9 protein-coding genes, 1 pseudogene and 1 riboswitch are annotated in these 10,874 nt (G+C 72.9%); of the genes and pseudogenes, 7 read left to right on the top strand and 3 right to left on the bottom strand.

Features of this window, described 5'->3' with window-relative positions; translation table 11 throughout:
- Nucleotides 1-342: IS5 family transposase (locus tag ACFXPX_RS34195; RefSeq protein WP_380644396.1), on the bottom strand; the 342-nt coding region annotated here is incomplete at its 3' end.
- Between the two features lie 197 nt (nucleotides 343-539).
- On the bottom strand, nucleotides 540-2,006 hold the full coding sequence (locus ACFXPX_RS34200; RefSeq protein WP_380644398.1) for a glycine hydroxymethyltransferase: 1,467 nt from the start codon (nucleotides 2,004-2,006) through the stop codon (nucleotides 540-542).
- A gap of 21 nt (nucleotides 2,007-2,027) precedes the next feature.
- Nucleotides 2,028-2,122, bottom strand: a riboswitch (ZMP/ZTP riboswitch).
- A 305-nt stretch (nucleotides 2,123-2,427) separates the two neighbouring features.
- On the opposite strand from ACFXPX_RS34200, the gene ACFXPX_RS34205 reads away from it, so the two are divergent.
- From ACFXPX_RS34205 to ACFXPX_RS34230, 6 genes and pseudogenes are all read left to right on the top strand, one after another.
- Complete coding sequence (locus ACFXPX_RS34205; protein WP_380644399.1) at nucleotides 2,428-3,435, top strand: ABC transporter permease; 1,008 nt, start codon at nucleotides 2,428-2,430, stop codon at nucleotides 3,433-3,435.
- Between the two features lie 94 nt (nucleotides 3,436-3,529).
- The gene (locus ACFXPX_RS34210) at nucleotides 3,530-5,284 is read left to right on the top strand and encodes an ABC transporter substrate-binding protein (RefSeq protein WP_380644400.1); all 1,755 of its coding nucleotides are present in this window, start codon (nucleotides 3,530-3,532) and stop codon (nucleotides 5,282-5,284) included.
- A 122-nt stretch (nucleotides 5,285-5,406) separates the two neighbouring features.
- Entirely contained in the window at nucleotides 5,407-6,399 is a 993-nt protein-coding gene (locus tag ACFXPX_RS34215) for an ABC transporter permease (protein WP_380644401.1), read from the top strand.
- 14 nt (nucleotides 6,400-6,413) lie between these two features.
- On the top strand, nucleotides 6,414-8,126 hold the full coding sequence (locus ACFXPX_RS34220) for a dipeptide ABC transporter ATP-binding protein (protein ID WP_380644402.1): 1,713 nt from the start codon (nucleotides 6,414-6,416) through the stop codon (nucleotides 8,124-8,126).
- A gap of 23 nt (nucleotides 8,127-8,149) precedes the next feature.
- Nucleotides 8,150-8,323 (top strand): annotated as a pseudogene (locus tag ACFXPX_RS34225) (cytidine deaminase); the annotation flags it as partial.
- A 137-nt stretch (nucleotides 8,324-8,460) separates the two neighbouring features.
- The gene (locus ACFXPX_RS34230; protein WP_380522605.1) at nucleotides 8,461-9,024 is read left to right on the top strand and encodes an EF-hand domain-containing protein; all 564 of its coding nucleotides are present in this window, start codon (nucleotides 8,461-8,463) and stop codon (nucleotides 9,022-9,024) included.
- A gap of 96 nt (nucleotides 9,025-9,120) precedes the next feature.
- Here ACFXPX_RS34230 and ACFXPX_RS34235 read toward each other — a convergent pair whose 3' ends face one another.
- Complete coding sequence (locus tag ACFXPX_RS34235) at nucleotides 9,121-10,122, bottom strand: EamA family transporter (protein WP_380522604.1); 1,002 nt, start codon at nucleotides 10,120-10,122, stop codon at nucleotides 9,121-9,123.
- Nucleotides 10,123-10,255: 133 nt separating this feature from the next.
- Between ACFXPX_RS34235 and ACFXPX_RS34240 the strand changes: the two genes are divergently transcribed.
- On the top strand, nucleotides 10,256-10,699 hold the full coding sequence (locus ACFXPX_RS34240; protein WP_380522603.1) for a gamma-glutamylcyclotransferase family protein: 444 nt from the start codon (nucleotides 10,256-10,258) through the stop codon (nucleotides 10,697-10,699).
- Nucleotides 10,700-10,874 lie beyond the last annotated feature (175 nt).

The raw sequence follows: 10,874 nt of genomic DNA on the forward strand, positions 1-10,874 counted from the left end.
CTTCCGGGCCCCGGCTGCGTGCTGGTGAGCTCGGCAGGAGGTGGAGTCGACGCTCACCATGCTCCAGTCGAGCCGGCCCGCCGCGTCGGCATCGGCCTGGACGGCCCGCAGGATTCTGTCCCACGTGCCGTCTGCGGACCACCGCCGGTGCCGCTCGTAGACCGTCTTCCAACTGCCGAAACGCTCTGGAAGGTCCCGCCAGGGAACGCCGGTGCGCTGCCGGAACAAGATCCCGTTGATCACCCTGCGGTGGTCGTTCCAGCGCCCGCCCCGCCGACCGCTTCCCGGCAGATGCGGTGCCAGCCGGCCCCATTCGTCGTTCGTCAGATCACCCCGCCCCATGCCGGGCACAACGAGCCCGGCATGGAGAAGTCACATGATCCGCCGGACAGAACCTAGGAGACTTGACGGCCGGGGCGGGGCGCCCGACCACCGGGCCGCCGAACGGAAGGTTCGGCGGCCCGGTGTCACGGCGGGCTCCTCCGGCCCGGTCGGAGCAGGGGCCGGCCGGAGCAGGGACCGGTCGGGCCAGGGGCCGGTCAGGCCAGGTCGACGCCCGGGTAGAGCGGGAACGGTGCCAGCAGGTCGGCGGCGCGCTTGGCGATGCCGTCGCGGAGGGCCTCGTCGAGGGCGTAGTTCGCCTTGGAGGGAGCGCCGTTGGCCGTGGTGGTGGGGGTGGTGCCGCGCAGGACGGTGTCGATCAGGGCGGCGATCTCGTCCATCTCGGCGGTGCCCAGGCCGCGGGTGGTGAGCGCCGGGGTGCCGAGCCGCACGCCCGAGGTGTACCAGGCGCCGTTCGGGTCCTGCGGGACGGAGTTGCGGTTGGTGACGATGCCCGAGTCCAGCAGCGCCGCCTCGGCCTGACGGCCCGTCAGACCGTAGCCGGAGACGTCGGCGAGCACCAGGTGGTTGTCGGTGCCGCCGGTGACCAGCTTGCCGCCGCGGCGCAGCAGGCCCTCGGCGAGCGCCCGGGCGTTGTCGACCACGGCGCGGGCGTAGGTGCGGAACTCGGGACGGCGGGCCTCGGCGAGGGCGACGGCCTTGGCGGCCATCACGTGCGAGAGCGGGCCGCCGAGCACCAACGGGCAGCCGCGGTCCACGTGTTCGGCCAGGGCGGCGGTGCTGAGCACCATGCCGCCGCGCGGTCCGCGCAGGGACTTGTGGGTGGTCGTGGTGACGATGTGGGCGAACGGCACCGGGTCGTGGTCGCCGGTCAGCACCTTGCCCGCGACCAGGCCGGCGAAGTGCGCCATGTCGACCATGAGGGTCGCGCCGACCTCGTCCGCGATCTCGCGCATCCTGCGGAAGTCCACCAGCCGCGGGTAGGCGGAGTAGCCCGCCACCAGGATCAGCGGGCGGAACTCGCGGGCGGTCTCGCGCAGCGCGTCGTAGTCGATCAGGCCGGTGACCGGGTCGGTGCCGTAGCTGCGCTGCTCGAACATCTTGCCCGAGATGTTGGGCCGGAAGCCGTGGGTGAGGTGGCCGCCGGTGTCCAGCGACATGCCGAGCATCCGCTGGTTGCCGAGTTCCTGGCGCAGCTCGGCCCAGTCCTGCTCGGTGAGGTCGTTGACGTTGCGCACCTTGGCCCGCTCCAGGGCCGGGCTCTCGACCCGCTGGGAGAGCACCGCCCAGAAGGCGGTGAGGTTGGCGTCGATGCCCGAGTGCGGCTGGACGTAGGCGTGTTCGGCGCCGAACAGCTCGCGGGCGTGCTCGGCGGCGATCGCCTCGACGGTGTCGACGTTGCGGCAGCCCGCGTAGAAGCGGCGGCCGACGGTGCCCTCGGCGTACTTGTCGCTGAGCCAGTTGCCCATGGTGAGCAGGACGGCCGGGGAGGCGTAGTTCTCGCTGGCGATCAGCTTGAGCGAGGCGCGCTGGTCCTCCAGCTCCCGGCCGATGGCGGCGGCGACCCGGGGCTCCACGCCGGCCACCACGTCCAGGGCACTGCGGAAGGAGATGTCGGCGGCGGGGCTCGCGGTGGTGTGGGGCGTCTGCTCGGACTGGGCCATGGCGGTCTCCTGGTGGGGATGCGGGGCGGCCCAGGCGCTCGGCAACGACGTGAGGATCCACGGGACCGCTTCCCGATGGTCGATTCCATCCCTACGCGCCAGTCGCGGTCCTCCGGGATCGTACCAATACCCCGGGGACTGTGGCGGAGGTCTCAGAATGCGGAACGGGCCGTCCGCTTCGGTGCGGTATGTCCGTTCTCCTGCAACGGCCGTGTTGCGGGGAAATGAAGCCGCCACAATTCCCGAAACAGTCCGGCAGGAATTCCCGTGGAGTGCCTTCCGGTGATTTGCGGAAGGCCGGACGCATCCGATCTGATGGCGCTCGAACGGCCGCCGGGAAACCCCCGGCAGCCGGTTCGGAAATGCCCACCAGCGCACCCTCACCCATGGGGCGGCGGAGAATTCGGGGAGTACGCCTCTCATGGCAGCGGTCGACACAGTCGCAGTTACCGGCCTGGCCCCCGGGCCGACCCCGGGACCGGCCCCCGGACCGACCCCCGGACCGGCCGCACCGAGCCTGCTGCGCCGGGTGCTGCGCGACCGGGTCGGCGCCGCCGCCTCCGCCGTCGTCCTGCTGTTCCTGCTGCTCGCCCTGGCCGCGCCGCTGGTCGCCGCCCTGTACGGGAAGAACCCGGTCGAGCACTACGGCCAGAACACTCCCGGCCTGCTCAGCGACGGCGGCCTGCCGATGCTGCCGAACGGCGGGATCTCCGGCGAGTTCTGGTTCGGCCTGGAGCCCGGCCTCGGCCGGGACGTGCTGACCCAGCTGCTGTACGGCATCCGCACCTCGCTGCTGATCGCCTTCGCCGCGGCCGCCGTGACCACCACGCTCGGTGTGCTGGCCGGGGTCGCGGTCGGCTACCTCGGCGGGATCGCGGACCGGCTGTTCGGGTTCCTCGCCAATGTGCTGCTGGCCTTTCCGACCCTGCTCCTGCTGCTCGCGCTCAGCCCGGTGATCCAGTCCCGACTGGTCGATCCGGGCGCCGCGGAACCGGAGTGGATGCAGTTCCTGGTGCTGATCCTGGTCTTCTCCGCGTTCGGCTGGATTCCGCTCGCGCTTTCCCTCCGGGCCACCGTCCGCTCACTCCGGGAAAAGGATTTCGTGCAGTCCGCCCGGGCGCAGGGGGCGAGCCGCCTCCACATCGTCGTCCACGAACTGCTGCCGAACGTCCGCTCCCAGCTGATCGTGCACGCCACCATGGCCGTACCGACCTTCGTCGCGTCCGAGGCCGCGCTGTCCTTCCTCGGCGTCGGCATCACCGAGCCCGTCCCCGACTGGGGGCGGATGATCTCGCGCGGCTCGGAGGTCTTCCAGGCCGACCCGACCTACCTGGTCTTCCCGGGCGTGGCCCTGCTGGTGTTCGTGCTCGCCTTCAACCTGCTCGGCGACGCCCTCCGGGACGCGCTGGACCCGCGCCGCGCCCGCTGAGCCCCCCTTCCGCTTCCGCTTCCCGTTCCGCTTCCCCTGATCAACCATCCGAGCCCGCCCCGACCGGACGTGTCGGGGCAAGGAGGGATTCGCCATGCGCTGGACCAAACCGTCGCTCGCCGTCATCGCCACCGCCCTGCTGGCGACCTCCTGCTCGGCAGGCGCCGGCAGCACCGGCTCCGCCGCCGGCGGGGCCCCGGCCAAGGAGACCTCGCCGCTGACCGCGGCGCTCGGCACCGAGAAGGACAGCGCGGGCCCCGCCCCGGCCGTCCCCGGCGCCCGCCCGGGCGGCACGGTCAACGTGTACAACAGCGTCGAGTTCCGCCACCTGGACCCGCAGAAGGTCTACGCGGGCGCCTCGTACAACGCCTCGCTGCTCTGGGGCCGCCAGCTGACGCAGTACCAGGTCGTCGACGGCAAGGCCAAGCTGGTCGGCGACCTGGCCACCGACACCGGCACCCCGACCGACGGCGGGCGCACCTGGACGTACCGGCTCAAGGAGGGCGTGGCCTGGGAGGACGGCAAGCCGATCACCGCCCAGGACGTCAAGTACGGCATCGAGCGCACCTTCGGCAAGGGCTACGAGGTCGGCCCGCCGTACTGGCCGCAGTGGCTCACCGGCGAGGCCAGCTACGAGGCCGCGCGCGCCAAGTACACCGGACCGCAGGCCGGTGACCTGGACGCGATCGGGACCCCGGACGAGCGCACCCTGGTCTTCCACTTCCCGCAGCCGCAGGCCGACGTGCCGTACATGGCCGCGCAGTCCTCCTCCTCGCCGGTGCGCCGGGACAAGGACACCGGGACGGACTACGACCGGCTGCCGTTCGCCAGCGGCCCGTACCGGATCGTCGAGCACGTCCAGAACACCCGCATGGTGCTGGAGCGCAACCCGGCCTGGAAGGCGGAGACCGACCCGATCCGCAACCAGTACCCGGACAAGTTCGTGTTCACGTACGGCAAGGAGGCGCTCAACGGCAACCAGGAGATCCTCTCCGGGCGGGACGGCGGCGCCAACGCCACCACCGCCTCCGACGAGCTCTCCCCCGAGCTGTACCGGTCCGCCGACACCGACCCCAAGGCCAAGGACCTGGTCGTCTCCGGCCGCCGGGGCGCCTTCGTCACCCAGCTGGTGATCAACAACGAGCGGGTGCCGGACGTCGAGGTGCGCAGGGCCCTCAACCTCGCCTACCCGCGCCAGCAGGCCCGGCAGGTCCAGGGCGGCTCCCGGACCGGCGAGCTCGCCACCACGCTCAGCTCGCCCGCGCTGATCGACTGGCAGAAGTACGACCTCGACCCGGCCAGGCCCGAAGGCGACCCGGAGGCCGCCAAGGCCGCGCTCGCCAAGGCCAAGCAGGCGCCGGCCAGCCTGACGTACGCGTACAAGAACACCCCGGACGGGCAGCGCGTCGCCCAGGTGCTGGTGGACGGCTTCGGCAAGGCGGGCATCACCGTGGTGCCCAAGCCGATCGACCCCAAGGCCTTCCTGGACGAGGTGCACCGGGCGGACTCGCCGTACGACCTGTTCGAGGAGACCAGCTCCGTCGACTGGCCGACCCCGTCCACGCTGATCCCGTTCTCCTTCGACGGCCGGGCCGGCAGCGACATCAACTCCGCGCGCTACCGCAACCCCGCGGTCGACAAGGAGATCGACCGGATCAACCAGATCGGCGAACCGCGCGCCAAGGCCAAGGAGCTGTACGCGCTGGAGCAGACCGTGATGAAGGACCTGCCGGTGCTGCCGCTCACCTACCCGACGGTCAACCAGCTGCGCGGCAGCAACGTCGGCGGGGCGTTCATCCACCCGATCTACGGGGCGGTCGGGCTGACCTGGCTGTACCTGAAGTCGTGACGGCTCGGGGGCCTCTGAGGCTGACACTCCGAGGCCCCCGGCTCCCGGCCCGTCCCCGTTTCCGTTTCCGTCCCCGTTTCCGTCCCCGTTTCCGTTTCCGTCCCGTCGACCCCGGACCGGCCATGCTCTCCTTCGCCCTGCGGCGGACCCTCCAGGCGCTCGGCGTCCTGCTCGCGGTCTCCGCCGCCGCCTTCGCCCTCTTCTACGCCGCGCCCGCCGACCCCGCCCGCGCCGCCTGCGGCCCGCGCTGCGACAGCGGACAGATCGCGGCGGTGCGCCAGAGCATGGGCCTGGACCAACCACTGCTCGCCCAGTACACCGACTACCTGGTCGGCGTGGCCGCCGGGCGGGACATCAACGACGTGGACGGCTCGGTCATCCACTGCGCGGCCCCCTGCCTCGGCTACTCCTACCGACTGCACCAGCCCGTCACCGAGGCGCTGGCCGAGCACCTGCCCGTCACCTTCTCGCTGACCGCCGGGGCGCTCGCCGTCCTGCTGGTCCTCGGCCTCGGCACCGGGTTCGTCTCCGCGCTGCGGCACGGCCGCCGCACCGACCGGCTGCTGTCCGGCTTCACCCTGGTCGGCGCGAGCGTGCAGATCTACTTCCTCGGCTACCTCGCGCAGTGGGCGCTGGTGTACTCCACGGGCCTGCTGCCGCTGCCCTCCTACACCCCGCCCGGCGAGGACCCGGCGGCCTGGGCGGGCGGGATGCTGCTCCCCTGGCTCGTCCTCGGCTTCGTCAACTCGGCCGTGTTCGCCCGTCTCTCGCGCTCCCAGCTGCTGGAGACCATGAACGAGGAGTACGTCCGCACCGCCCGCGGCAAGGGGCTGGGCCGGCTGCGCGCCCACCTCAAGTACTCCTCGCGCGGGGCCGCCGGGCCGCTGGTGCAGCTGCTCGGGCTGGAGGCCGGGGTGCTGCTCGGCGGGGCGGTGATCACCGAGACGGTGTTCGGGCTGAACGGGGTCGGGCGGTTCGCCGCCCAGGCGGTGTCCGGGCAGGACCTGCCGGCCGTGGTCGGCGCGGTGCTGCTGGCCGCCTGCTTCGTGGTGCTGTTCGTCGCGCTGGCGGACCTGGCGGTGGCCTGGCTCGACCCGCGCATCCGACTGGGCTGAGAGGAGCCGCAACGATGAAGTCTGCCGAATCCCAAGGTGGTCGTACGGTGGATGCCGAACCGGTGCTCAGCGTCAGGGACTTGACGGTCCAGTTCGCCGATCCGCGCGGCGGCGCCCCGGTGACCGCCGTCCGGGGCCTGTCCTTCGACCTCGCGGCGGGTGAAGTCCTCGGCCTGGTCGGCGAGTCGGGCTCCGGGAAGTCCACCGTCGGACTGGCCCTGCTCGGCCTGCACGACCCGCGGACCACCACCGTCACCGGCTCGGTCCGGCTGGACGGAACGGAGTTGGTGGGCGCCCGGGAGTCCGTGCTGCGCGGAGTGCGGGGCGCCCGGGCCGCACTGGTCTTCCAGGACGCGCTCACCTCGCTCAGCCCCTTCCACGGCGTCGGCGCCCAACTCGCCGAGATGTACCGGCTGCACCACCCGGCGGCCGGGCGGGCCGAGGCCCGCCGACGGGCGGCCGCGATGCTCGACCGGGTCGGCATCCCCGCCGCCCGCCTGCGCGACTACCCGCACCAGTTCTCCGGCGGGATGCGGCAACGGGTGATGATCGCGATGGCGCTGATGAACGACCCGAAGCTGCTGGTCGCGGACGAGCCGACCACCGCGCTGGACGCCCGGGTCCAGCGCCAGGTCCTCGACCTGCTGGGCGAGTTGCAGCGCGAGCACGGCACGGCGGTGCTGCTGGTCAGCCACGACCTCGGCGTGGTCGCCGGAACGACGGACCGCACCCTGGTGCTGCGCGACGGCGCCGAGGTCGAGTCCGCGCCGACCGGCGAACTGCTCGCCGCGCCGCGCCGCCCGTACACCCGCGCCCTGGTGGGCGCGGCGCTGCGGCTGGACTCGGTACCGGGCAGCGCACTTCCGACGGTCGACGATCCCTCACCCACCAGGACGTTCACGCCCAGGCCGACGGCGGCCGGGCGCCCCGAGCGCCCTGAGCGACCCGAGCGGTGGCTGGTGGAGGTGGAGGAGCTCTCCGTGCACTTCCCCGGGCGGCGGCGCCTGCCCTCGCTCCGGGCCGAACCGGTCCGGGCCGTGGAGGGGGTGAGCCTGCGGATCGCCCCGGGCGAGACGCTCGGGCTGGTCGGCGAGTCCGGCTCCGGCAAGTCCACCACCTCCCGGGTGCTGGCCGGGCTGCAACGCCCCACCGGCGGACGCGTCCGCTACGACGGCCAGGACGTCACCCGACCGGACCGGGAGCTGCGCCGCCGGCTCAGCCGGGAGATCCAGCTGGTCTTCCAGGACCCGTACGCCTCGCTCAACCCGCGCCGCACCGTCGCCCAGACCCTCGACACCCCGCTGCGGCTGCACACCCCGCTGGACGCGGCGCAGCGGCGCGAGCGCGCGGCCGAACTGCTGGAGCAGGTCGGGCTGCCCGCCGGGCACCTGGACCGCTACCCGCACGAGTTCTCCGGCGGGCAGCGGCAGCGGATCGGCATCGCCCGGGCCCTGGCGCCCGAACCGCGGCTGATCATCGCGGACGAGCCGGTCTCGGCGCTCGACGTGTCGGTGCAGGCGCAGGTGCTCAACCTGCTGATGGAGCTGCGCGAACGGCTCGGCGTCGCCTTCCTGTTCGTCTCGCACGACCTCGCGGTGGTGCGGCACTTCTGCGACCGGGTCGCGGTGATGCACCGGGGGCGGCTGGTGGAGTCGGCCGACCGGGAGCGGCTGTTCGAGGCACCGCACACCGAGTACACCCGGGAGCTGCTGGCGGCGGCGCACTGAGCGGCGGTCGGAGCGGCGCGGGGGTGGGTTGGCGCGACCGGGGGGTGATCCCGCCCTGCGGGCGCTGCCGCCAGGTACTGCTGGACTACTTCCCGCAGGTGCGGATCATCGTCGGACGGGGTTCCGGGCTGCGCACCGTACCGGTGCCGGAGCTGTTGCCGGAGTCGTACGTCTGGGCCGACCACCAGGAGGGCTGAGCGGGCGGTCGGGCACCGTCGTTCGGCTTTCGTTCTGCTGCGCGAGCACGGCTCCAGGCGTTAGCGTGCTGGCGACGTGACGTCGCTCACCGCGCCGCGGACGTGGAGCCGCAGCGCCGGCCACCGAAGGGGGCACATTGTCGGACGACCTGCTCATCGCGAAGATCAATCACGGTTTCGACCACCTCGACGCCGACGGGGACGGTCTGCTCACCGAGCGGGACCACGTGCTGATGGGCCACTCGGTGGCCCGCTCGCTCGGCCACCAGGAGGGTTCGGAGGCGGAGGCCGTGATCGTCCGCGCCTATCTGACGGTCTGGCACGACCTGCACCTCGCCGGAAGGCCCGCCGGAACGGAGGCCATCACCCGCGAGCAGTTCGTCGCCTCGACCGGCGCGCTCGCCGACGACCCGGAGGCCGCCCGGGAGATCCTCGGCGCCCTGGCCGAGGCCTTCCTCACCGTCGCCGACGCCGACCGCAGCGGCACCGTGGACGCCGGAGAGTTCTTCGTGTTCCAGCGCGGCCACTTCGCGGGGCTCTGCCGCGACGACGCGGACGAGGCCTTCCGCCGGCTCGACCTCGACGGGGACGGGACGCTGTCGGCCGCCGAGTTCACCAGCGCGATCGTCGAGTACTGGACCAGCCGCGACCCGGAGGCGCCGGGCAACTGGTGGACGGGGAAGCCGCCCGCCTCGCTCTGACCGCGCGGACGCGGGCGTGGGCGCGGACGCGGGCGTAAACGCGGGCGGATCGTCCCGGTCGGCCGGCCGGGACGATCCGCCCGATCGCGGTGCCGATCAGCGCCGACCCGCCCTCGAGGGACGCCGACTGACGCTCACCACCAGGCAGACCCCGGCCACCACGATCGCCCCGCCCGCCAGGGTCGGGCCGGTCAACGGCTCGGCCAGGATCAGCCAGCCCAGCAGCACCGCGACCACCGGGTTCACGTACGCGTAGGTCGCCACCAGGGTGAGCGGGGCCGAGCGCAGCAGCCAGGCGTACGCGGTGAAGGCGAGCAGCGAGCCGAACACCACCAGGTAGGCGAGGGCCAGCCAGGACCGGCCGGAGACGGCCGCCGGGTCGAACCCGTGCTGCTCACCGCGGGCCAGCCCGACCAGCAGGTCGCACAGGCCGCCGGCCAGCATCTGGTACGCGCTCGCCGCGAGCACGTTGCCCGGCATCGGGATCTTCTTGCTCGCGAAGGAGCCGGCCGCCCAGCAGAGCGTGGCGCTGATGATCAGGACCACGCCCAGCGGCTCGATCGACCCGCCGATCGCGGGGGCGGACAGCACGCCGAGGCCCACCAGGCCGAGCAGCACCCCGGCCAGCTCGGCGCGCTTCGGACGCTCCCCGCCGCCGAAGGCCGTCAGCAGCACCATCCAGAGCGGCACCGCCGCCACCAGCAGGGCGGCCAGCCCGGAGGGGACGGAGGTCTCGCCCAGCACCACCAGGCCGTTGCCGCCGGTCAGCAGCAGCAGGCCGACCAGTGCCGAGGAGGCCAGCTGGCGACCGCTCACCCGCAGGGCCGCCGGGCCCTGGCGGACCAGTAGGAAGCCGACCAGCAGCAGACCGGCGGTGAGGAAGCGGGCGGAGGCGGAGAAGAAGGAGGGCATCGTCTCGACGACGATCCGGATCCCGAGGTAGGTCGAACCCCAGACCACGTAGACCACGGCGAGGGCCGCCCAGACCGCGCCGGAGAGCCGGGCGGGGGCGGGGGCCGCGGCGGGGACTACGTCGGTGGGACCGGACTGGGTGCTGCCGGGGGTCGCCGCCGGTGGCGGGGAGGCGGGCGATGTCATGTGTGTCCCCCTAGGACGGTGCTGGCTGAACATTCGATATGACAGCGCATCGGCGGCCCGGAGCGCCAGTGGGTTCCACGGATCGGTTGGCGGCACGTACCGTGGGCGCTCCCCCAGCGAGGAGGTCGAACCCGTGTCCGCGCCCGAGCAGGCCCCACCGGCGGAAGCGGCGCTGCCGTTCTTCGTGTACGGCACCCTGCGCAGCGGCGGCCGCAACCACGCCGTCCACCTGGCCGGACGCTGCGCCGCGATCCGCCCGGCGGTGCTGGAGGGCGCCGCCCTGCACGAGGGGCCGGGGTTCCCGTACGCGGTGCCGGACCCGACGCCCGGCCGCCGGGTCGTCGGCGAACTGGTCACCGTACGCCCCGGCGCATACCCCGGAGCGCTCGCGGCGCTGGACCGGCTGGAGGAGTGCCGGGCGGACGGCACGGGGCTGTACGTACGGCGCCGGCTGGTGGTCCGGACCGCGGCGGGCGAGCCGTGCGAGGCCTGGGTGTACCTCGCCGGGCCGGCGGCCGAGGCACGGCTGCGCGCCCGGCCCGCGCTGATCGTCTCGGGGGACTGGGCCGACCGGTAGGGCCGACGGCCGGCGGGCGACAGATGACAGATGACAGATGACAGATGACAGAGTTCAACTTTCAGATTTCAGATTTCAACATCTGAAAGTTGAAAGCTGAAAGTTGAACCCTGTCAGCCCACCGGGCTGCCGCCCGCGGACCGCCAGGTAGGCTGCCCCGGCCAGCAGGAACGAA

Origin of the sequence: Kitasatospora sp. NPDC059146, from assembly GCF_042786665.1 — a bacterium.
GTDB lineage: Bacteria > Actinomycetota > Actinomycetes > Streptomycetales > Streptomycetaceae > Kitasatospora.

Coding starts and splice junctions, on each gene's coding strand:
- ACFXPX_RS34200 (WP_380644398.1), bottom strand. CDS start 2,006: ATGGCCCAGTCCGAGCAGACGCCCCACACCACCGCGAGCCCCGCCGCC.
- ACFXPX_RS34215 (WP_380644401.1), top strand. CDS start 5,407: ATGCTCTCCTTCGCCCTGCGGCGGACCCTCCAGGCGCTCGGCGTCCTG.
- ACFXPX_RS34235 (WP_380522604.1), bottom strand. CDS start 10,122: ATGACATCGCCCGCCTCCCCGCCACCGGCGGCGACCCCCGGCAGCACC.
- ACFXPX_RS34205 (WP_380644399.1), top strand. CDS start 2,428: ATGGCAGCGGTCGACACAGTCGCAGTTACCGGCCTGGCCCCCGGGCCG.
- ACFXPX_RS34220 (WP_380644402.1), top strand. CDS start 6,414: ATGAAGTCTGCCGAATCCCAAGGTGGTCGTACGGTGGATGCCGAACCG.
- ACFXPX_RS34210 (WP_380644400.1), top strand. CDS start 3,530: ATGCGCTGGACCAAACCGTCGCTCGCCGTCATCGCCACCGCCCTGCTG.